Annotated in this window: 20 protein-coding genes; all 20 read right to left on the bottom strand. The window is 30.3% G+C overall.

Translation table 11 applies throughout. From position 1 onward, the window contains the following. Nucleotides 1–28: 28 nt before the first annotated feature. On the bottom strand, nucleotides 29–877 hold the full coding sequence (nifH, locus tag BLV79_RS06945) for a nitrogenase iron protein (RefSeq protein ID WP_074717455.1): 849 nt from the start codon (nucleotides 875–877) through the stop codon (nucleotides 29–31). Nucleotides 878–980: 103 nt separating this feature from the next. Beyond that, entirely contained in the window at nucleotides 981–1,349 is a 369-nt protein-coding gene (locus BLV79_RS06940; RefSeq protein WP_074717453.1) for a NifB/NifX family molybdenum-iron cluster-binding protein, read from the bottom strand. After that, complete coding sequence (locus BLV79_RS06935; protein ID WP_074717451.1) at nucleotides 1,342–2,217, bottom strand: radical SAM protein; 876 nt, start codon at nucleotides 2,215–2,217, stop codon at nucleotides 1,342–1,344. The genes BLV79_RS06940 and BLV79_RS06935 overlap by 8 nt, the downstream gene beginning before the upstream one ends. Before the next feature lie 54 nt (nucleotides 2,218–2,271). Beyond that, the gene (gene cysK, locus BLV79_RS06930; protein WP_074717449.1) at nucleotides 2,272–3,207 is read right to left on the bottom strand and encodes a cysteine synthase A; all 936 of its coding nucleotides are present in this window, start codon (nucleotides 3,205–3,207) and stop codon (nucleotides 2,272–2,274) included. Nucleotides 3,208–3,380: 173 nt separating this feature from the next. Then, nucleotides 3,381–4,076, bottom strand: a complete 696-nt coding sequence (locus BLV79_RS06925; RefSeq protein WP_074717447.1) for an ATP-binding cassette domain-containing protein — start codon at nucleotides 4,074–4,076, stop codon at nucleotides 3,381–3,383. After that, on the bottom strand, nucleotides 4,069–5,286 hold the full coding sequence (locus BLV79_RS06920; RefSeq protein WP_074717445.1) for an FtsX-like permease family protein: 1,218 nt from the start codon (nucleotides 5,284–5,286) through the stop codon (nucleotides 4,069–4,071). The genes BLV79_RS06925 and BLV79_RS06920 overlap by 8 nt, the downstream gene beginning before the upstream one ends. Next, nucleotides 5,270–5,692 (bottom strand): DUF4418 family protein, encoded by a 423-nt coding sequence (locus BLV79_RS06915; RefSeq protein ID WP_074717443.1) that lies wholly within the window; start codon nucleotides 5,690–5,692, stop codon nucleotides 5,270–5,272. Before BLV79_RS06915 ends, BLV79_RS06920 begins: the two co-directional genes overlap by 17 nt. An 11-nt stretch (nucleotides 5,693–5,703) precedes the next feature. Beyond that, nucleotides 5,704–6,786, bottom strand: a complete 1,083-nt coding sequence (locus BLV79_RS06910) for an ABC transporter substrate-binding protein (RefSeq protein WP_074717439.1) — start codon at nucleotides 6,784–6,786, stop codon at nucleotides 5,704–5,706. 33 nt (nucleotides 6,787–6,819) lie between these two features. Continuing rightward, nucleotides 6,820–7,608 (bottom strand): ABC transporter ATP-binding protein, encoded by a 789-nt coding sequence (locus BLV79_RS06905; RefSeq protein ID WP_074717437.1) that lies wholly within the window; start codon nucleotides 7,606–7,608, stop codon nucleotides 6,820–6,822. After that, nucleotides 7,602–8,567: an ABC transporter permease gene (locus BLV79_RS06900; RefSeq protein ID WP_074717435.1), complete on the bottom strand. Its 966-nt coding sequence runs from the start codon at nucleotides 8,565–8,567 to the stop codon at nucleotides 7,602–7,604. The genes BLV79_RS06905 and BLV79_RS06900 overlap by 7 nt, the downstream gene beginning before the upstream one ends. Before the next feature lie 234 nt (nucleotides 8,568–8,801). Further along, nucleotides 8,802–9,701, bottom strand: coding sequence for a LysR family transcriptional regulator (locus BLV79_RS06895; RefSeq protein WP_074717433.1), 900 nt, complete (start codon nucleotides 9,699–9,701; stop codon nucleotides 8,802–8,804). Nucleotides 9,702–9,790: 89 nt separating this feature from the next. Beyond that, nucleotides 9,791–10,966 (bottom strand): MalY/PatB family protein, encoded by a 1,176-nt coding sequence (locus tag BLV79_RS06890; protein WP_074717431.1) that lies wholly within the window; start codon nucleotides 10,964–10,966, stop codon nucleotides 9,791–9,793. 77 nt (nucleotides 10,967–11,043) lie between these two features. Then, nucleotides 11,044–12,204, bottom strand: a complete 1,161-nt coding sequence (locus tag BLV79_RS06885) for a trans-sulfuration enzyme family protein (protein WP_074717429.1) — start codon at nucleotides 12,202–12,204, stop codon at nucleotides 11,044–11,046. 309 nt (nucleotides 12,205–12,513) lie between these two features. Continuing rightward, the gene (locus tag BLV79_RS06880; protein WP_074717427.1) at nucleotides 12,514–14,385 is read right to left on the bottom strand and encodes a glycosyltransferase; all 1,872 of its coding nucleotides are present in this window, start codon (nucleotides 14,383–14,385) and stop codon (nucleotides 12,514–12,516) included. A gap of 48 nt (nucleotides 14,386–14,433) precedes the next feature. After that, nucleotides 14,434–15,393, bottom strand: a complete 960-nt coding sequence (locus BLV79_RS06875) for an ATP-grasp domain-containing protein (RefSeq protein WP_074717424.1) — start codon at nucleotides 15,391–15,393, stop codon at nucleotides 14,434–14,436. Between the two features lie 12 nt (nucleotides 15,394–15,405). Then, a complete protein-coding gene (locus BLV79_RS06870) occupies nucleotides 15,406–16,470 on the bottom strand; it encodes an FkbM family methyltransferase (RefSeq protein ID WP_074717422.1) in 1,065 nt (354 codons plus the stop codon). A gap of 11 nt (nucleotides 16,471–16,481) precedes the next feature. Further along, nucleotides 16,482–17,588, bottom strand: coding sequence for a DegT/DnrJ/EryC1/StrS family aminotransferase (locus BLV79_RS06865; protein ID WP_074717420.1), 1,107 nt, complete (start codon nucleotides 17,586–17,588; stop codon nucleotides 16,482–16,484). A 17-nt stretch (nucleotides 17,589–17,605) separates the two neighbouring features. Beyond that, a complete protein-coding gene (gene fliB, locus BLV79_RS06860) occupies nucleotides 17,606–18,751 on the bottom strand; it encodes a flagellin lysine-N-methylase (protein ID WP_074717418.1) in 1,146 nt (381 codons plus the stop codon). Nucleotides 18,752–18,860: 109 nt separating this feature from the next. Beyond that, nucleotides 18,861–19,883 carry a glycosyltransferase family 2 protein gene (locus BLV79_RS06855; protein WP_074717416.1) on the bottom strand — a complete coding sequence of 341 codons (1,023 nt, stop codon included), beginning with the start codon at nucleotides 19,881–19,883 and terminating at the stop codon, nucleotides 18,861–18,863. 125 nt (nucleotides 19,884–20,008) lie between these two features. Beyond that, the gene (locus BLV79_RS06850; RefSeq protein WP_074717414.1) at nucleotides 20,009–22,489 is read right to left on the bottom strand and encodes an EAL domain-containing protein; all 2,481 of its coding nucleotides are present in this window, start codon (nucleotides 22,487–22,489) and stop codon (nucleotides 20,009–20,011) included. Nucleotides 22,490–22,559: the final 70 nt, after the last annotated feature.

The following is a 22,559-nucleotide window of genomic DNA, read 5'->3' as shown; positions in this document are numbered from 1 at the left end:
CTTAAAAAACCTAATAAAAACTAATCACTTAAATCTTGTAGTCATCTGCTAATTCCATCATTCCATATTCCATAAGAATTTCTTCAAGTCTCTCTTGAGTCATTGGTGTTGGAATTACGAAATCTTTATTTTCAATAACTGCTTGAGCTAAATTTCTGTACTCCTGTGCCTGATTTGAGTCAGGTTTATATTCGATAACTGTCTTTTTATTTATTTCTGCATGTTGCACAATATTGTCTCTTGGTACAAAATATAATAATTTTGTTCCTAATTCTTTAGCAAATGCTCGTAATAAATCAAGTTCTCTATCTACATTTCTTGAATTACAGATAATTCCTCCTAATCTTACTCCTCCAGTTCTTGCATATCTTTTGATACCTTTTGAAATATTATTTGCAGCATATAGTGCCATCATTTCACCACTTGCTACGATGTAAATTTCTTTAGCTTTTCCCTCTCGAATTGGCATTGCAAAGCCACCACACACTACGTCACCTAATACGTCATAAAAAACATAATCTAAGTCATCTGTATACGCACCTAAATTTTCCAACATATTAATTGATGTTATAATACCTCTACCAGCACAGCCTACACCTGGTTCTGGTCCGCCGGATTCAACACATCGTGTTCCACCATATCCTTCCTTAAGGATTCTGTCTAATTCGATATCCTCGCCCTCTTCTCTGATCGTATCAAGAACGGTTTTTTGTGCTAATCCTCCTAACAATAATCTTGTTGAATCTGCCTTGGGATCACACCCGACTACCATAACTTTTTTTCCATGTTCTACCAAACCAGCTGTTAAATTTTGTGTTGTAGTAGATTTTCCTATTCCACCTTTTCCATAAATGGCAATTTGTCTTAATTCACTCACTTTTTTGACTCCTCTTTCCTAAATTTTTTTTAATATTCTTTATGTTTCTCTGTAGGCATATATAATGCCCTTTTAATTGTTTTTTAGAATTTAACATCTTTTATCAACGAAAAAGATCCTGTATTTTTTTAAATTTTATTAATTCTTCAATCGAGTCTTCTATCTTTCCTGGAATTTCAATAGGAGTGATTCCATAGCTTTTTGCAATATTTAAAGCTACATCCCCTATTTTACTTACTAAAAGATATCTACAATCCGAAAGATTTTTAATATTTTCTATAAGTTTTTCTGTATCATGGCTTCCGCCTTCACACACAGCAGATACGTTTCTGTATTCTACTTCTTTTATATCAAAATCATTTTCTATCTGGTAAATATAAAATGTTTTTGCTCGTCCAAAATGATTGTCAACTAATATACCGTCACTAGTTGCCACGGCTACTAAGTACTTCTCATCTTCTTTTTTATCCATGTGAAAAGGTCTCCTTGATTCTTAATCTTCTTTGATATATTTGATCTCCATATTCAGATTTGCCAGGAATCCCGACTGCATCTGCACGACATCTTTGACAATGTCTAAAAACATCTATATATTTTGAAGCTCTTGTTCTCGCTTCATCTATCTGCGGACAAGTTGGTGCCTCACAATCTTTCAATTGGTATTGTGGTATAAGCGGTATAATATTATAGATGCTTGCTCCTGCTTCTTTGACTGTTTTTGCGATCTCCTCTATGTGATTTCCATTAATTTCAGGCACTAATACAGTATTCACTTTTATTGTTATGCCTGCTTTTGCTATCTTCTTTATTCCCTCTAATTGATTTTTAATCAGAATCTCTGCTGCTTCTATTCCCTCTATTTTTTTCCCATGATAAATGATATAGGAATTAAGTTTGCTTTCAATTTCTGGATCCACTGCGTTTACAGTTACAGTTAATGAATCCACTCCAACTTTTATTAATTCCTCTGCACGTTCATTTAGCAGTAAGCCATTCGTACTCATACATTTTATTAACTTAGGAAATTTTTCTTTTATTATTTCGAATGTTCTAATTGCGTTATCCGTCGCAAGTGTATCACCTGGTCCAGCTATTCCAGCCACTTTTATACTAGGACATATCTTAAGAGCTTTTTCTAAGACCTCAACACACTCCTCTGGTTGAAGGATTTTGGAAGTCACACCAGGTCGCTCATCCACATCATTTATAGTCCTGTCGCAGAACTTACATGCTATATTACATCCGGGAGAAACCGGTAAGTGGATGCGACCTGCATTGTTTTTTTGACCTCCGAAGCAAGGATGAGAATTTTGAAGATTTTTATATGAATTACTACTCATCTCTACTCCTTTTGTTGTTTAAAATTTTGGATAGTTGTTTTATATCATACTATATTAGTCATTAAATAAAGGTGTTGAAAGATATCTGTCACCTGAATCTGGTAACAATGCTACAATAACTTTACCTTTATTTTCTTCTCGTTTTGCTAAAATTTCAGCGGCTTTTAATGCTGCTCCTGATGAAATACCTACTAGAATTCCTTCTGCTGTTGCAAAAGCTCTTCCTTCTGCGAAAGCATCTTCATTTTCAATTGGAATAATTTCATCATAAATCTGTGTATTTAAAACATCTGGAACAAATCCTGCACCGATACCTTGAATCTTATGTGCTCCAGGTTTTCCTGTTGATAATACAGCACTTGTTGCTGGTTCAACTGCTACGATTTTAATGTTTGGATTTTTTTCTTTAAGATATTCGCCAACACCTGTAATTGTTCCGCCTGTACCAACGCCTGCAATGAAAATATCAACTTTTCCATCTGTCTGCTCCCAAATTTCTGGACCTGTTGTCTCTTTATGAGCTTTTGGATTTGCTTTATTTACAAATTGACCTAAAATAATTGAATTAGGAATTTCTTTATTTAATTCTTCAGCTCTTGCAATTGCACCTTTCATTCCTTTAGCACCTTCTGTTAAAACAAGTTCAGCACCATACGCCTTTAAAAGGTTTCTTCTTTCAACACTCATTGTATCCGGTAATGTAAGAATAGCTTTGTATCCTTTTGCTGCTGCAACTGCTGCTAAACCGATACCTGTATTACCACTTGTTGGTTCAATGATTGTTGCTCCTGGTTTTAACACTCCGCTCTTTTCTGCATCTTCAATCATTGCTAATGCAATTCTATCTTTTACAGATCCTGCTGGATTTAAATACTCTAACTTAGCAAGTACTGTTGCTGAAGTGATATCTCTCTTTTTTGAATATCCGTTTAATTTTAAAAGTGGTGTTCCACCAATTAATTCTAATGCGCTTTCTACTATTTTTCCCATGACTTTATCCTCCTTGTTTTGCCTTTTATTTTTCTTTTTTTGTGAAGTTCTTTTACACAAAGTTCTTATTTTTCTTGTGTTTTTTTATTACTTCTTTTTGAGTTGTTAATATCATACCACTGTAGTAGGGAATAGAAAATTGTTTAATTCTTATTGTTTGTGATAAGTTTTTCTTATCGCGCATTTTCACAAAAATCAAGATATATTTTTTGATCTGCATACTCAACTGCTTCTTTTTCATGCGTTGTAATTATAACGCCTATACCTTCATTTGCTTTTTCTCTCAAAAGTTGTAACACAACTTTTGTATTCTTACTATCTAGGTTAGCTGTTGGTTCGTCAAGCAATAAAAAATTAGATTCCTTTACAAGTGCTCTAGCTATTGCTGATCTTTTTATTTCTCCACTTGAAAGATTTTTAGGATATTCATCTTTTAGATGAAGCAAATTTAATCTTTTAAGGTATTTTTCAACAGTTGCTCTTGACTCTGTATTTTTCCCACATAATTCTAAAGCCAGAAACATATTTTCTTCTAATGTTAGATAACTCACCAGATTAGACTCTTGCGTAACAATTCCGAAATATTTATTCCTAAAATTGGATTTTTCAAGCTCTGACATATTGCTAATTTCTAAATCATCCAACAAAATTTTTCCCGAACTAGCAGGCAAAAGAGTTGCAATTATGTTCAACAATGTACTTTTTCCGACTCCACTTTCTCCCATAATTGTGTAAAATTCACCAGTCTGAAACATAAAACTCTTGTGATCTAACACCTTAAATTTTCTGCTTTTCCCACTATAAAATTTAGATACTTCATGTACAATTAATCTATGATTTTTATTTTTTTTCTCATTGCTTTCACTCATAAATATTCTCCTTGCAAACTCCATTAAGTAATACTCTGACACATAATAAACTAAATCCTATCAAAATAACAGCACTTACAAGCCCATGTAAAATTAATTCTTTAGCATTACAAACCATAAATGGCATATTTATACTCATGTATATTGCTTTATTAAACAAAACATAGCTTAGGATCACCAAAAATTCACCTATAAATGTAGCCCCCGAAATAATAAGACAATTTTCTTTAAGTATAAAATTTATCAGATTTTTTCTACTCATTCCAAGAACTCTCAAATTGATGAATTCTGTTTTTCTTTCATTTATTGTTATATATAGCACTATTAAGAAAAATAAGATAAATACAATCCATACTACTAACATAAGAATCACAAAAAATCTGTAACTATCATTTACTTTGTCTGTTAATTGTGCTGAAATTGTTTTGGATTTTATTGGAACCACGCCTTTTAACAGAGACAACTTGCTTTGAATTTCCTGAATATTTTTTTGATTATCAGCTTTTATAAGTACGACTGAAATTGAATTTCTGTTTACTGGTTTTAGAATACCCTGTCTGGCTTTTTTGGCTGTATCTAATAACTGTGGAATATCTTTTTGATTTATATAAATTGTATTGTCCATGGATGTTCCACTTTCATCTAGCTTAGATTGAACATTGTATTCTTTTCCAAACATTTTAAATCTATTCTTCTTTAAAGCAATTTTACTTCCAACCAAAATGCTATGATTTTTTAAACTGATTTGATTTTTTGAATTAATAATTGATCGATTTTTTATCCAGGGACTAACTGTAAAATCTGTTTTGGGATTAATTCCAACCACCTGAACTGACTGATCGCAACATGATGCTTCTAATGTTATTAAAAAGGTTTGTTCTGTTACAGATTTTACACCTTCTATTTTTTTTATTTGTTTTAATTTCTCTCTTCCCATATAAAACTGACTTTTTCGTGCTGTAAGCAGCATTCCTTCATAATCATTTTCAGTGCCCTTAGGTGCGACAATAATGTCCGCACCCATTTGAGCAACTAGATTTTCACTTCCATGATTTATTCCGCTTACAATAACACTTCCTAGAAACGTTACAATAGTTACAAGTAAAGCCAAAAAGCCAATTCCATATGATTTATAATATCTTGAATTTATGCTCTTAAAAAGCATATTTTTATAAACTGAACTTATAAAAAATTTATTGATATGCTTCATTTTCCTTCCTCTTATTTACTAAAACGCCTACAACTATTGCTACCACTGAAATTGCTAAATCGATACTACCAATTAAAATAATAAATGGTTTTGTATAAATGTTGCAGTGCATTGTTTTCATTCGGCATACTGGTGCAACGTATGTTGGCAAAACAATAAGAAAAATACTAGTCAATAATTGTAATACACTCAAAAAATTTTTAACTTTAGAACTTCTTACAAAATAATCTATTACCGAAATCAGTACAAGCACTGCAGCACTTATAATCGCAATTACCTTTGTTTTATAGCATGGTCCATGCACTCCATGCATATAACCGCATCCATGGGCAAAAGTTAACAACCCTACCACTAAAAAAATTGATGTCAACACAAATAAAATGTTTTTTAATCTTGCTTTTTTCATATTCAAATACCTCATTTCTTAATTTCTTTAAATTTCTTTGTTTTATTATCATAAGTATATCCCTCCGGTACCCATTTCAAATCTGGATAAACCTTTTCGGTAAACTTCTTCAAATCCAACTTTGAATCTATATCTTTTGTTTTTTGAAGATCTTTAAATGTTGCCTCAAAAGTTTTTCTACCTAACTTTACAGAAGGCTCATAGTTTAAGCTTGCCAAAATTTTTCCGTAATTTACAACATCTTCTTCTCTTTCACTTGGCATATAACCATGCTTCACCTGTAGTCTTGCTGCTTCTTCTGGATTTGCCTGCACAAAAGCTGCTGCTCTTTGGATTGCTCTTGTATAAGCAGCTGCACCTTTTGGATTGTTTTTAATCAATTCCTGAGATACATAGGCCTGGCAACAATACTCATTTGAAAACTCCTTATCTTCACCTATATCTAGAATTTTTATAAAATCATATTTTTTTTCTGCATTATATGCAACAGGATCGTGTAAACCAACAGCATCAACTGCTTGTTTATCTAATGCTGTTGGTAAATCATTCATAGCATAAGCTACAAATGTAACATCTGGTTTACTTCCATTTACTTTAAATCCAAGGCTAAAAAGTTTTCTTTTCATTTGGATAAGGGATGAGTCCGATAACGATGGAACGCCAATTGTTTTTCCCTTTAAATCCTCAAGACTTTTTACTGATGACCCTTTTTTCGAATAAAACTTAGTACATCCTCTATGTAAGCCAGTTACAAACGAAATTGGAAGACCATTTGAAATTGGCTGCATCAACGTACCTGTCAAGCCGTAACCTGCATTAATCTCACCACTCGTAATTTGTTCTGTAACTGTATCAATATTCGAATTTACAATCTTATATTTTTCACCGGCTGCTTTGAATTCTTCATCAAAATAACCATTGATTATTGCAATATGAACCGGTGCAAGGCACAAGCTCTCTTTGTTATTTAATATTTTTACCGTCAAGTCTTTTGATGACTTCTTCTTTCCAAACTTGCTACATCCTGAAAATAAAGATACCGTCATAGTAAGCAACAGTAATCCTACAATGTACTTTTTTCGTTTTCCTTTCATTTTCTCCTTTTACCTCCTATCTTTTTTATAATGCTATAAATAAAACTCAGGTTCTTTATTTGTTCCTGCATAATTTAAAATTTTTAAAATTTTCGTTCTATAATTCAAAAAATCATGATTTCCTCTTGCTCTTGGTCTCGATAACTCTATATCAATTATTTTTTCAATTTTAGCAGGTCTAGGAGTCATAACCACAACCTGATCTGACAAATACACTGCTTCATCAACATCATGTGTAACCATTATCATTGTCATGTTTTGCTGTTTCCATATTCTTAATATTTCATCCTGCATGTTCATTCTTGTAAAAGCATCAAGCGCACCAAATGGCTCGTCTAATAATAAAACCTTAGGATGCCCAACCAACGCCCTTGCAAGTGAGGCCCTCTGATTCATTCCACCTGAAAGTTGATGTGGATATGACTTTTCAAAGCCTTTTAAACCAACCATTTCAATATATTCTTTTACATCTTCTTTCTTCTCCTTATATATTCCTCTGGCTCTTAAACCAAATGAAATATTTTTTTCTATATTCAACCATGGATACAGATTAGCTTGTTGAAAAGCGAATCCTCTTTCATAGCTTGGCCCTTTTATCAATTCATTATCCAAAAAGATATTTCCTTTATCGGCACAATTCAATCCCGCTATTGCGCGTAATAAAGTTGTCTTTCCGCATCCGGAGGGACCAATTAATGAAACAAATGACCCTGGTTTTATATTCAAATTTACTCCATCTAAGGCTGTTAGAACTGAACCATCTGCCTGATCAAAATATTTTGATACATTTTCTATTACAATATTTCCACTTTTTTCTACCACTTAATTACTCCTTTCTGCCAACCTAACAATCCTGTTCTAACCTTGAATAAAATTTTTATAATCAAATTACACAAAACAGCTAAAACAATTAATCCCGCGTATACATTTGCATATAACATCATGCTTTTTTGCCAATTTAGATACCAACCTATTCCTGACTTACATCCGAACATTTCTGCTGTAACTAATGTTACAAATGCTCCTGTTGTTGCATAAAACAATCCTAAAAAAACATTTGGCATCGCTGCTGGTATTCCAACTTTGAAAATTTGATATCTTTTACTTGCACCTACTGTTTCCGCAACTTCAAAAAATGTCTGATTAACATTTGATATTCCGTTACTTGTCATTACCGTTATCGGAAACCAAACAGAAAGTGCAACCATAAAGATTGCTGCTTGATAAGATGTACTAAAAATTGAAAGTACTAGAGGCGACCAACTTGTTGGTGGTATTGGTCCTATTACTTTGGTTAAAGGATTTATCCAATATGCTGCAACCTTGTTAAATCCTATTAGTATTCCTGTAAAAAAACCTGTTATTCCTCCTATCAAAAATCCTATTAATAAAAGCTTTGCTGATGCTAAAATACATTCCCCCAACAACACTCTATCATTAACTAAAGCTCCAAATATTCTATCCAGCGATGGGAAAAATAAAACTGGAAGCAATGCTAATTTACTACAAACAATATTGATAATATTTATTAATAAAATTCCTCCTGCAAAAAGTGGTGCTTTCTTTTGTAAATAATCATCCAATTTTTTTGATATATTATTTTTAAAAAAAGAACCTAAATAACAAACAATTATAATCACTCCCACTATACCTAATAGATACAAATAATATGGTTCATTAGCTTCTGGCTGTGTCACGTCATTTTCTACCATTAGTTCAACTAACACTGCAAGCAACCATGAAATAATAAAACTTATTTTTTTAGCTTGCTTTCTTATCATCTTTGCCCTCCTTCTTTTTAGTAAATTTTATTAAAAAACTAGAGGCTTACTCACCTCTAGTTCTTTAACACTATTTCTGATTCATGTTGATTGTAATATAACATAAATTTTTGTTATTATCTAATTACTAAATTTTATTTTCTGTAATAATATTTTTGTATCACAAATAATAATTCTATTAAATTGTCTCTAAAAGGCACTAAAAACGATTCCACTATTTCATTCCAAATTCTCTTAGGAAATTTTCTTTAATTCCTCCACATAAGTTTTTCCTATTTCGCTTAATTTGTGATTTTTCAAAAGAATATAACCTACTGTGACTGGATCCTGCTCTTTTAATTTTATGCTTAAAAACTCATCTTTTAATGAAATACTCTTTGTCATCGCACCTGTTCCTATTGAATATCCATTTAAAGCTGCCATTAATTCTGCCGAAGTAGCTCTATCTGTTGATTTAATAATTTTTGGGAAATCGTAATCACTAAGAGGCTCTTCCGACAAATAAAATTCGCTATCACTACTTTGATCAAATGATAAAAATGGATACTCTCTTAAATCTTCAAGCGACAACTCCTTTTCACCTGCAAGTGGATGCTCTTTCCAAACATATGCACATGATTCCTTATGAAATAATGGAAAAAACTCTAGATTAAACTCTCTAAATAATTTTTTTATTACTGCTTCATTACTTTTTGTATATGCAATAATTCCAACCTCACTTTTTTGTTTTCTAACATCTGACAAGACTTCTTCTGTTCTCGTCTCATATACTGAATAATTATACTTGGGATAATCTATTTTTTTTAATGCATTTACGAATGCATGAATTCCAAAGACATAATGTTGCATTGAAACTGAAAAATGTTTTTTTCTCTCTCCCCCTGAAAAATAGCGATCTTCTATTATTTCATATTGGTTGACCGCTTGTTTTGCATAGTTTACAAACTCTCTTCCTTGTTCTGTTACATTTATTCCTTTATTATTTCTTTCAAATATTTTGATATTTAATTCCTGTTCTAATTCTCTTATCGTTGCAGACAGAGCAGGCTGCGAAACATATAATTTACTCGCAGCCTCCCTCATAGACGATGAATTAGCTATTGTAATAACGTATTTCAATTGTAGTATTGTCATTTTTTCATCCTCTTTATTATTATATTTTTTACTGTTTTATATCTTATAAAATATATATTATACTTTTACTACTTCAAAATAAAAGCAAATTATAATATTTGTTTTAAACGCTTTAATGCTTCCTCAAGTAAACATCTTGGACACGCAACATTGATTCGCTGAAAACCTTCTCCACTTTTTCCAAAAATTTTCCCACTGTCTAACCATAATTTTGCATCATAAATTATTCTTCTGTCTAATTCATCGACATCAATTCCTGTTTCTCTAAAATCAAGCCACAGCAAATATGTTCCTTCTATATCTATCATTTTCACGTTTGGCATATTTTTTTTTATATATTCTTTTGCAAAACTTATATTTTCTTTCACATAAGAAATCATAGCATCATACCATTCTTCACCTTTTTCATAAGCTGTCTGAGTTGCAACTAGTCCTAATACGCTAAGTTGACTCATTCCTGATGCATCAATTTGCTTTCTAAAAAGATGTCTTTTTTTTCTGTCTGGGATAAAAATATTCGAAATCAACATACTAGCCAAGTTAAATGTCTTACTTGGTGAAGTACAAACGATAGAATTCTCTTCAAATTCCTTTTTTAAGCTTGAAAAAACAATATGTCTTTTTTCATAATCAAAATCATTATGTATCTCGTCGCTTACCACAAGTACTCCATGTTTAAGACAAATATCTCCAATTTTTATAAGTTCTTCTTTTGTCCAAACTCGCCCCACTGGATTATGTGGACTACATAAGAGGAACAACTTTACTTTATTCTGAATAATTTTTCCTTCAAAATCAACAAAATCAATATAATATTTATTGTCTTCGCCTAATACCAAATCATTGCTTACTATTTTTCTTTTGTTATCTTCTATGACCTCAGAAAAAGGATAATACACTGGTTGCTGGATTAAGACACTATCGCCTTCATTTGTGAAAGCTTTTATAGCCATTGCAAGTGCATAAACCACACCTGGTGTTTTTACAAGCCATTCTCTTTTAATTTCCCAATTATGGTGTATTTTCATCCAATTGGCAATTGCTTTAAAATATGGTTCTCCTACTTCACTATATCCAAAAATACCATGCTTTACACGTTCAATTAACGCATCTTCAACGTATGAAGAGGTTTTAAAATCCATGTCGGCAACCCAAAAAGGTAATACATCTTCTGGCATTCCTCTTCTTGACGCGAAATCGTATTTTAAACAATCTGTTCCTTTTCTAGCTATTATCTCATCAAAATTTAAATTTTTTTCTGGCATTTTATCACCTACCTCTTAATACTTACTTTCTAAAATTCAATTTTATCGTATTTACACTTTCCTATCTTTTTAGTACTCTACGATAACTTTGCGAATACATGCTCTAACTCTGCAATCAAATCCCTCGCATCTTCAATACCAACAGAAACTCGCAAAGTTCTAGGAGTAATTCCATTTGCTAATCTTTTTTCTTCTGGAACATCCGCATGAGTTTGAGTTGTTGGATACGTAATTAATGTCTCAACTCCGCCTAAACTTTCCGCAAATTTTATCATCTTCACGTTTTCTAAAATTTCATAAGCATGTTGCTCGCTGTCAATATTAAATGTCAACATTGCACCATATCCGCGTGCCTGTTTTTTTATAATATTATGCCCTTTATGTTCAGGTAACCCCGGATAAAAAACATCTGTTACTTTATCTTGTTTTTTTAAGAATTCTGCAATTTCTATTGCATTTTGTTGTGCTCTCTCCATTCTAACCCCTAATGTCTTAATTCCTCTTTGAATCAACCAGCAGTCAAACGGTGCAAGTCCTGAACCTGTTGTCTTAATTAAAAATCTAAGTTTTTCCTGGATTTCTTCATTATTTGTCACAATAAATCCAGCTAAAGTATCATTATGACCTCCTAAAAATTTTGTTCCACTATGAATAACTATATCCGCCCCTAACGTTAATGGATTTTGAAAATATGGTGTTAAAAACGTATTGTCAACAATTAAAATACAATTATGTTTTTTTGCAACTTTAGATATTTCTTCAATGTCAGAAATATTCATCATAGGATTCGTTGGTGTCTCTATATAAATTGCTTTTGTATTTTCTTTTATATGAGATTCAATATCTTCACTTGAGCAATCTAGATATGTAAAATCAATACCATTTTTCTTTGAAACATTATCAAATAATCTAATACTTCCACCATACAAATCAGCTTCAACTATCAAATGATCTCCTGGCTTAAAAATTTCCATCATCAAAGTTATTGCTGCCATTCCACTTGATAATGCAAACGCATCAATTCCTTCTTCTAAATTAGCAACCACCTTTTCTAGCTGGTTACGTGTTGGATTTTGCAATCTACTATAATCGTAACCTGTGCTTTTTCCTATGCCTTGATGGGCATATGTTGCTGTCTGATAAATTGGATAGCTTATTGCACCAAAATTATTAAAACTGTTATTTTCTTTTTCATCCTGTTCTATATGCAAACATCGTGTATTAATTCCTCTTTTCATATTTTTACCACTCCTATTTTTTAATATTTATAATTTAACGACCAAAAATTTTAGTTTATTAACTAACCTCTTCAATTCCTACTGTTTTAATATGTTATATTATATCAGCTACTTCTTCAATAGTAATAATTTTTATTTATTATGACTGGCAATAATTTTTTTATATAATAGTAATTCTATAGGAATTATAATATTTATAACAAAAAATTCCCTGTAAAAACTTTTATATTTTTTACATTACAAAAGTTTTTACAGGGAGACTTTTAATTATATCTATTGTTTTTACTATCTTTTTTTCCTAAATCATATCTAACATTTAATCATATCTAACGCTTCCTCATATTCAATAACCCTTGCTAAATCTCTACCTCTGACAGCAATGACTTTTGCTATTTCATTATAATATTTTCCATCTGTATATTCGTTTAAATCAAATAGCCACCTTATTTCTCCCATTGAAAACTCTTTATATTTTTTAGGATTATTTAAAATCGTACTTGACCAATTATTATCACTCATTCGATATACTCCCATAATTCTTGGAAAATAATGAAATTTTCCTCTCAATGAAATTGTAATACACAACAAATAATCACCTGTTTTTGCATATTTTGAAAAATAAGGTATTGGTAAAACCTTTTCTTTATTATATACAATAGTTGCTGTATCTATCCTAGTTTGTGATTTACTTATACAATATGATGTATCATAATCGGCTTCTTCTAACTTTCTATCACTATGCTCTATAAACTTTCCATCTTTCATTTTCATATATGCGTCATGAAAAGTCCCTGCTACATCAGGATTATCTTCCATATATTTTACTTGTATTTCTAATTTGTTTTCATCAATCCAATAATCATCACCTTCACATAAAGCAATATATTTTCCTTTTGTATTTGGATAAAGTATTTTATCAGTAAAATCTACTCCTAAGGAACAAAGATTTTGTTTTTGATATAATGGATGCACAATTTCTGGATATTCATCTTGATATGCTTTAATTATTTTTGCCGACAAATCCGTCGAACAATCATCATTAATTACAATTTCAAAAGGAAAACTTGTCTTTTGCATCAACGCACCATTTAACATTTCTTGCAAAAATGGCTCGTGATTGTATGATAATGTAAATACTGAAACCAATATTTCATTCCCACTCCAGTTTGACTTGTCCACTTTTACTATATGTTTTTTTATATCTTCAATAAAATCATAATCATAACTATCTGCCTTAAATTTATACTCTTTTATTCCTTTGTTTATATCCTCTTTGCTTGTTACAACCATATTAAAACTAGTACACTCTTCCTGTTTATTTGTTGTTAATGTCAGTGTTGGTACTACACTATTTACCATTCTTGCAAAATAGTTTATTCCGCCGAAATTTATTATATAATATGGCTTTATTTCTCTAATATAATCTATTAGCATATCCATTTGTAATGCTTCTTCTGCAAGATTTTGAACAGAAATATACTGCACTTTTGTACTACCAAACGAAAATTCTTCTCTTCCCTCCAAAATGTCTTTTCCTTTAAAAAAAGGTAACAATAACGGCTGATTATTGTTTTCTGTCACATAATCATTTGTATTTATAACAATGATATTTTTTCCACATATTTCATACGTATATTTACACACTTCTTCTAAATTTTCTAAATCAATCTCATCTTCCATTTTTGATATTATAATAACTACTGCATTATTTTCTCTTAATTCATATCTTAAATGAGACGTATTTGCATTTTTTCTTTCTCTACATAAATTATATATTTTTGTATCAATATCAGAAAATATTGCGTCACTTTCTTTCGATACTATATTGGTATTTTCTATTTGCATTGATCTTGCTTGCAAAAACAGATAAACTAACTCCTTATAATCATCTACTTCTTTTATTTCCTGCAAAAAATCATAATAATCTCCCGACAAACCTGTCAAATACACAAGTAACTGTTTAAATAACAATCGTAATTTGTTTACTAAAATTTTTTCTAAAGTACTGTCTGATTCTAATTTTTTTTCTATATTTTTCATACTTCTAATATCTTCTATTATTTCACTTTCATCTGTTTGACATAATACATCTTTATTAAAAATTTCAAGCATTTCTGAAGAGATGAATTCATCTTTTATTATTTTTTCTTTTATTATTTCTTTATATTCTTTCCACTCCATGTTTTCTCACCTCACAAGCATAACAATAACTTGTACTATTCAAAATTCCTACATCCTACACGTAACAACTTCTTGATAATGTTTAACTATGAACTGTTCTTTTAATTCTGGCATTTTACAAATCTCTTTACCTTCAAAAATTTTAAGCGTATTTCCTATAAAATCATATCCGGCTATACATGAAAAAGCTATTCCTCCGGAAAATCTAGGATTACATTCTAAAAAATAATACTTTCCTTCTTTATCTCTAATAAATTCAAAGCACACACATCCCTTAATATTTAATCTTTCCGCTATTTTAATACTATTCTGGATTATAAAATCATCACAAATTATTTTTACAGATAATCCTGCACCTTTAGGTGTCCTTATAAGTTCTTCTCTAGGCATTGCATAACAATGCTTAAATCTATCATCTCTAATCACATCTACACACACAATCTGTCCTTCAATATAAGGTTGAATAATATATTTATTACTTAATTCACTTTCTAACAGTTCTTTCACTTCTGATATTTTATTTGTCACCACAATTCCATTGCTGCTTCTCCCATCATAAGGCTTACACAAAAAAGAAGAATCCAATTTTTCTATTTTAAACTGATTCAAAGCCCATGTTGGTGGTCCTTGAATAAGTTCCTTGCTTTTTTTCAAAAATTCAATCATTTTCATTTTATTGCGACATATATCTATTACATTTTTATTTGAAAAACAAATAATGCTTTTCTTAAAAGCATCACGATTAAAATTAAAAAAATCTACATCAATATCCGTAAGTGGTATTATCAAATCAATCCGTTCCCTATATACTATATCTAACAGCGTTTTTTTAAATTCCAATGAATCTGATTTAGGAACTTGATAAAAACTATCCACATACAACGCTTCTGCAATCAATTCTTTAGGATAAATACCTGTACCCACAACTCTATTTCCAATAACCTTTAAATTTTTTATTACAATTTCTGAAGAAAATGATCCAATTGATGTAACAAGAACATTAATCATAGTAATCTACTCCTAAAAAGCATACAGCAATAATTGAGTTGGAACTGGTAATCTATATCTAAATGCAATCTTATACTCCAAATTCAACCCCAAAATATATTCTATAATTGAAGATATTTCTTTATAACTGCATGAAATATTACATATTAATCTTGGCTTTATCATCTTTATAGTTTTTTCAGCCCCTCTTAAAACATCTAAATCCATAAACGGAACAGCAGTTTTAATCAAAGTTGGTTTATTTTCAATAATATTATTATCTAACAAATAATCTAAAGTATTACATTCCACAATTTTTCCTTCACCTGAATCTATCAAATGCATAGATTGTGTATTGCTTTTAGATGAATATAATGTTTTTTTCGTTGAACTTAACCCCATCTTTAATAAGCTAATTCTAATACTATCTTTAAATTTTTTTGACAACATATTATATCCCTTGTCATCTGGCTCTATTGCATATATTTTATTGTATTTTCCTTTTGTATATTTTAAAAATTCGATTACTGTATCTCCATCCCAGGCTCCTACATCAATATAATTTTCGTTTTCTGTAAGATTTAATTTTTCAAATTCAAACATATCTTCACAAAGTAATTCTACCTCTTCAAAAAAATTATTCTCCATTTTTCCATTATAGAATTCAACATATTTATTTACACATTCATATGATTTATTATCGTATATTCTTTCTCTTATTTCTCCTTTTAACATCAAATCTTCTAGTTTTTTTATTGCTTTTACATCTGGCCAATACTGTTCATATGGACTATCGAGTACATATATTTCATCTACTATATTGCAATTCTTTAAATTCTTAACCAAATCCAGTTTTCCATGACCAACAATTACATCAATTCTATTGCCTGTTTCTTCTAGTTCTTTTAATTGCCATAGTTTTTCATTGTCTACTTCAATATCTGACAGATTAATAAAATTTCCTTTAGGAAAAATACCATGTTCATTCAATCTCTTTTCAATCACTTCAGCCATACTTCCTGCTCCCCAAATCCATACCGGATTTTTGGTATTTTTTATCTCTTCATACACACTTTCTTGTTTTTTTAAAAAATCCATTTTTTCAGCCCCTAACTTCTACAATCTAAAACAATTTTGCAAATCCTATCCACATCATTTTCTTCCAAATCCGCATACATCGGAAGCGTAATAACCCTCTTGCTCAAATGTAACGCTATTGGTGTATCATATGAATCAAACCTGTCATGATAGCAATCAAATGTATTTGTAATGGGATAAAAATACTTTCTTGCAAAAATTCCGTTTTTTTCAAGCTCTGCAAATATCTGATTTCGACTTGCCCCATATATTTTTTCATCAAAAATAACTGGAAAATAAGGATAATTATTGACTATTCCTTTTTGAATGGGATTAATAGCAATTCCCCTTACTCCATCGAAATTTTCTCTGTAACGTTTAGCAACTTTTTTTCTTTTTGCAATTTCTTCATCAATATGGCGCAAATTACACAATCCCATTGCAGCACAAAACTCATTCAGTTTTGCATTTGCACCAACCGCATCTATTTTTTCAGGTCCATGTATTCCAAAATTTTTTAAATCATATACTTTTTTTCCAATTTCCTCATCTCTATAACAAACTGCTCCACCTTCAATAGTATTAAAAACTTTTGTTGCATGAAAACTAAATGTCGAAGCATCTCCAAAGTTTCCAATTCCACTCCCATTAACTGTAACTCCAAAAGCATGCGAAGCATCATATATTACTTTTAATTCGTACTTATCAGCTATTTTTTGGATTGTATCAACATCACAAACATTTCCATACACATGAACCGCAACAATAGCAGAAGTATTATCTGTTATCAAGTCCTCTATTTTTTCAGGATCAATAGTAAAATCCTCTGGTTTAATATCACAAAAAACCGGCTTTAGGTTATTTCTTACAATTGCATGAGTTGTAGAAGCAAAAGTAAAAGGTGTAGTTATAACTTCACCTTTTACCCCCAATGCCTGCATTGTCAACTCTAACGCCATATGCCCATTCACTAATAAATCTATATTGTCAACCTTAAGATAATCCTTTAATTCACTTCTTAACCTTTCATGTTTTTTTCCCATATTCGTAAGCCATCGCGTATCCCACAAATCTCTTATTTCTTCTACATATTCGTCAAATGGTGGCATCGATGAACGGGTAACCATTATCCTTTCCATCCTAAAAACTCCCTTCATTAAGTAATTTCTAGCAAAATGTCATATTCATAAATACCATTTTCTTTTAGTTTTTCCAAAATTATTTTATAATTCCTTTTTTCTTTTTTTTCATCAACCGTATGCTCTAAAATTCTTCCAATTTTTGCAATCCTCTCTATTATTCTTTCTTCATTAAAGACATCTCCGGTATCAAAATAAATATTTTTAAAACTATATTCATACACTTTGTATAAAATCATTCCTTCAAAAAAAACTTTTTTAAAATCATCTATATTAAACCCTTCCATAAAATATTTAAACAAAATAACTTGTAGTAATTTTTCCTGTAAATTATGTAACTTTGACGCACTTTCCTCATTATTTTTAATATCATTTTTGTATCGACTTATTCCTTCATCACTAAAGAACTCCCGACAATGCTTTGCATCTTCTCTCAACATAGGAATTTCTACTACTTGTCTAAAAAAAAGTATATCTTTATTTGGTAAATATTCTATTTTTTCTAAATCTGGAATGATTTGTTTATAGTTCTCCTCATTTCCAAAAAACTCTAGCATTTGTTGAATTTCATTTGAGCTATCATCTTGCAATTCATCAAATTGTTTTGAAAACAAAATCACTAACTTAATTCTATTTTGTATTGAAATTGACTGATTACTTACAATATCTTCAACCGTTACAAATGCATCTATATAATTGTTAAACTTTTTCCAATCAATATCTTCTTTTATATCAGCTTTTATTTTATCACTCTCTGCAAATTGAAACTTTATCGGTTCTTTTTTTTCAATTAGCATCTTTGCAACTTCTGGACAATCTTGATATACTGTAAGAAAATATATATCTCCATATTGATGAGATATTCTTGGAAATTCTCGACATATATTACACATATTTTCTGGTCCTAAGTTTATATAAATATCACATAAATTATCATCATTTAAAAAAGGACATCTATCATTTTTATCCATAATAAAAGAGATCTTTTCTCCCTCATATTTAATACTTTTTTTTAATTTTTCACCTAGCTCACCTTCAACTTTTTTATAGTATTCTGCTGCTTCTTTATCTATAAAAACACTCCATCCTTTACAACATGTATAAGGACATTTACTTCCAATACATTTAAAATCAGTAAATAAATCCATTCTTAAATTTTTCATTTCGACTTCTCCTATTAATATGATTTAATTTTTCTTATGGCCAGTTACTTCTTTTTTTTAGTTGTAAGACTTCCCGTTTCAACTTTCATTTGTTTTTTACATATCCATTTCACCTATCTATTTCTACACTTTTCATTATCTCAATATCCAATTTATTCATTTTATTCTGTACGTACTTATTATCATCCAAATTAATTTCTATGATTCTTTTCTTTAACTTTACAAGATTACTCAGTCTTTCATTCCATATTTCTATAATCTCTTCATCATTAGATGTCCTATTATCGTCATATTGTTTTTTGCACTTTATATTTTCGATATTACTTTTGCAAATATTTACTCCATATGAATAAAGTTGAATAATCTCATACTCAACCGCCATTTTTACGTCCTTGTAGAATTCAAATTTGTGCGTTTTTTTATAAATAGCTTCCATCGCATTATATACGTTTTCATAATACTTTACATTATTATTCTCTTTTGAAAGTGAACCACACGAATCTGCATAAAAATAAAAAATTTCTTTTACATTTCCAATACTTTTTGCCCTTAACAATAGGTATGTTAAGATATCAGCATCCTCTAAAATAGCATTTTTTCTCATACGTAATTTAGGGCTTTCAAATAATTCTTTTTTAAAAATTTTAGACCACAAATACCCTCCACTTACTATTAATTCACTTCTTTTATACGCATCTAATTCACCTTTTAGTTCATCTGAAGTATATATTATCGCTAAATCTTCTGACTCTTTGTAAAAACCCGAATCAACTATATCATAATCATATTTTTTTGCTTCATTGTATAGCGCTTCGTACATCAATGGGGCTATATAATCATCACTATCTACAAACCCTATATACTCTCCCTTTGCAACATCCAACGCTAAATTTCTTGCTCCTCCAGCACCTAAGTTCTCTTCTGAATCTATTACAACTAACTTTCCATGACTAATGTTTTGTAATTGCATCAAAATATTAAGGCTATCATCTGTCGATGCATCATTAACGCAAATAATCTCTATATCTTGTAACGTTTGCTTTAAAACCGAACCAACAGCCCTAACTAAAGTTCTTTGGGAGTTATATACTGGCATAATAACACTAATTTTAACGTTTCTTTCTAAAATCATCTCCTCACCACCTCATAAAAATCTCATTTAATAAATCTCACCACCTTTTAACGTTAAAACGTATATCGGACAAACTTTCCTTTCAAATACTACACAAAAAATTTTCTCATTTATTTCTCAATTAATCAGTCATTCTTTGCAAATTTATCAATTATTTTTGCAAATATATTCTCATCCGTAACTCCTTCATCTGATCTTAATAGGTATTCATATTCCATTACTATAGTAACTGGAACTTTTTCCACTTCTTTAATTGAATTTACAGCTTTACAAATTTTCCTTGCTATTTTCTCTAATCGTTCTTTTTTATCTGTACTAACAAGAACTAAGAAAATTGAATCCTTCGAATAGGATAAAACACAATCATAATCAAGTAAGTTTTGCATCTTATTTGTCATAAGCAATACTAGTTTTTCTCCTACATCTTGTCCATAAGAATCAATTATCCTTTTATGATTTTTATTTTTTATAACTATTAAACCATACTCTAAACGCTCTCTTTCATAGCGAATTGAATAATCATATAGTGCGTCCATAAATCCATGAACATTAAGTAATCCTGTAAGCGGATCATAAATATTATTTTGCAGATTCATTGTTTTTTTCTGAGTACATATGTTATCTCTTACACCAATTTCATCAATATCTTCAAAATAACCAACAATACCAACTATTTTTCCTTTTTCATAATATGGTTGCATCGACACATAAACATTTTTATATTTTCCATTTATTATACATCTTCTACTAGAGCGAACTATTTTATTTCCTAATTTCAAAACAGCATTTTCTTCTTCTTCAATTTTTTCTTCATAAACATACCAATGTGTCTCAGATAATCTTTTCCCTATCAATTCATTCATCGATTTCAAACCAAAATATTCTAAAAAAGCCTGACTCATCCCTAAATACTTCCTGTCCAATCCTTTCCAGAAAAATTTAATATTCGATTTCCAAACCAATGACTTAAAAATATTCGCAAATTCTTTCGTTTCAATATCCGCATTCTTTATTTTTTTTGCAAACCATGAATCCACATTTGAATTCAAATCACGATAATCCTTCATACATAATAACAATTCAGATGAGTGTGTTCCTGGAATTATCATAACTAAAATTTCTTCATTAGTATATGAACCATCTTCCTGCATAACTTTAAAAACATCAGAAATAATTCCACTCTCCGTCTTTTTTAAACGTTTTTCAAGATTCTTTAGGTTTAAAAAATCTTCTGCTCTTTTTTTATCTGAAGGAAAAATTTTTCCCTCTAAAAAATCTTGTATTCTTTGCTGAATCGACAAACTTTTATCCATGTGATTCACTGAATATTTATATTTTCCAACTAATGGCGTCATCGTATTATTTTTTAAATCAATATGATGAACAACACTGAAAATATGATGCAATGCTATAATTCTTCCGTCTAATTCTTCTCTTTTTGCAATATAACTACTTGTACCTATATTAGTAATTGTACCTTTTAAAAGATATTTTCCCTTATATTCAGCAATAATTTTAGCTCTAAAATACAGGTAACAATTTCCCACCGTGTAATAAAAATGCTCTTCCTGTCGTGTTTTTTTCATGAGCTCTACAAACTCTTGATATTTTGTAAGAAGTGGTGATGTGGTATTATAAATTCTGTCATCTGCTTCTTCAAGCGATGGATAATCTTCAAAAATCTGCTCCATATAGGCTTTATTCATAAATAAAGTTCTGTATTTTTTTCCATCACACTCTACTATTTCAATTGGAACATCTGACGAACGAATATACTTACAAGCAGCCTCATAAAACTGACGTACACCTCTTGTATCAATAGATATACCCTTTTCCTCTAAATTTCTAAACATCTCATTTAATGGAGCTGGTTTTCCGTAATAATATCCTTGAATCTTACCGCACCCAATTTCCTTTAAAAATTGAGCTTCATCTTCTGTTTCCACTCCTTCTGCTAAAGTTCTTATATCTAAATCCTTCGCCATTCCAACCATTGCACGTACAATATCTTTAGCTTTCTGGGAAAAATCAGACAAAAAATCCATGTCTAATTTTATTAATTTAAATTCAAAATTTTTTAACATCGTAAGAGATGAATATCCACTTCCAAAATCATCCATCCAAACTTCATACCCAGCATTCTGAAAACTATCAATTATTTTTTTCATCATCTGCGAATCAGTTACCATCATACTTTCAGTAATCTCAATGTGTATAAAATCTCGCGGAATATCATATTTCATAGCATTCTTTTCAACAACATCAAGCATATCGCACATAAAGAAATCCTGCCGTGAAAAATTGACGGATACTGGTACGACTGGAAGTTTCTTTTCCATACGATCATGAATGTCACGACAAACTCTCTCAACCACATAGCAATCCAAAATATAGATTTTCTGTGCCTGTTCAAGTGGCTCTATGAATTTATTTGGTGACAAAAAGCCCTTCATGGGATCAATCCATCTAGCCAGTGACTCCATTCCACACAACGCACCTGTTAATGAACGAATCACTGGCTGATAGTATACTTTAACCCACCCTTCTTTTATTGCATTTTCTATATTGTCTACTACATACTCCGAAATATTATTGTATTTTTCCATTCTAATTATTCATCCCATCTTTACTAAAATGAATTACAACGAAATTTATAATTTAAAAAAATAATTGCAA

This window comes from Lachnobacterium bovis DSM 14045 (assembly GCF_900107245.1).
Taxonomy (GTDB): domain Bacteria; phylum Bacillota; class Clostridia; order Lachnospirales; family Lachnospiraceae; genus Roseburia; species Roseburia bovis.
The sequence above is the reverse complement of the archived record's forward strand: the minus strand, read 5'-3'. Positions and strand labels throughout refer to the sequence as shown.

Coding starts and splice junctions, on each gene's coding strand:
- fliB (WP_074717418.1), bottom strand. CDS start 18,751: ATGAAAAATTTAAGAATGGATTTATTTACTGATTTTAAATGTATTGGA.
- BLV79_RS06850 (WP_074717414.1), bottom strand. CDS start 22,489: ATGGAAAAATACAATAATATTTCGGAGTATGTAGTAGACAATATAGAA.
- BLV79_RS06890 (WP_074717431.1), bottom strand. CDS start 10,966: ATGCCAGAAAAAAATTTAAATTTTGATGAGATAATAGCTAGAAAAGGA.
- BLV79_RS06875 (WP_074717424.1), bottom strand. CDS start 15,393: ATGATTAATGTTCTTGTTACATCAATTGGATCATTTTCTTCAGAAATT.
- BLV79_RS06865 (WP_074717420.1), bottom strand. CDS start 17,588: ATGGAAAGGATAATGGTTACCCGTTCATCGATGCCACCATTTGACGAA.
- BLV79_RS06880 (WP_074717427.1), bottom strand. CDS start 14,385: ATGGAGTGGAAAGAATATAAAGAAATAATAAAAGAAAAAATAATAAAA.
- BLV79_RS06900 (WP_074717435.1), bottom strand. CDS start 8,567: ATGATAAGAAAGCAAGCTAAAAAAATAAGTTTTATTATTTCATGGTTG.
- BLV79_RS06940 (WP_074717453.1), bottom strand. CDS start 1,349: ATGGATAAAAAAGAAGATGAGAAGTACTTAGTAGCCGTGGCAACTAGT.
- BLV79_RS06855 (WP_074717416.1), bottom strand. CDS start 19,883: ATGATTTTAGAAAGAAACGTTAAAATTAGTGTTATTATGCCAGTATAT.
- BLV79_RS06870 (WP_074717422.1), bottom strand. CDS start 16,470: ATGGATTTTTTAAAAAAACAAGAAAGTGTGTATGAAGAGATAAAAAAT.
- BLV79_RS06935 (WP_074717451.1), bottom strand. CDS start 2,217: ATGAGTAGTAATTCATATAAAAATCTTCAAAATTCTCATCCTTGCTTC.
- BLV79_RS06920 (WP_074717445.1), bottom strand. CDS start 5,286: ATGAAGCATATCAATAAATTTTTTATAAGTTCAGTTTATAAAAATATG.
- BLV79_RS06885 (WP_074717429.1), bottom strand. CDS start 12,204: ATGAAAAGAGGAATTAATACACGATGTTTGCATATAGAACAGGATGAA.
- BLV79_RS06915 (WP_074717443.1), bottom strand. CDS start 5,692: ATGAAAAAAGCAAGATTAAAAAACATTTTATTTGTGTTGACATCAATT.
- cysK (WP_074717449.1), bottom strand. CDS start 3,207: ATGGGAAAAATAGTAGAAAGCGCATTAGAATTAATTGGTGGAACACCA.
- BLV79_RS06895 (WP_074717433.1), bottom strand. CDS start 9,701: ATGACAATACTACAATTGAAATACGTTATTACAATAGCTAATTCATCG.
- BLV79_RS06910 (WP_074717439.1), bottom strand. CDS start 6,786: ATGAAAGGAAAACGAAAAAAGTACATTGTAGGATTACTGTTGCTTACT.
- BLV79_RS06925 (WP_074717447.1), bottom strand. CDS start 4,076: ATGAGTGAAAGCAATGAGAAAAAAAATAAAAATCATAGATTAATTGTA.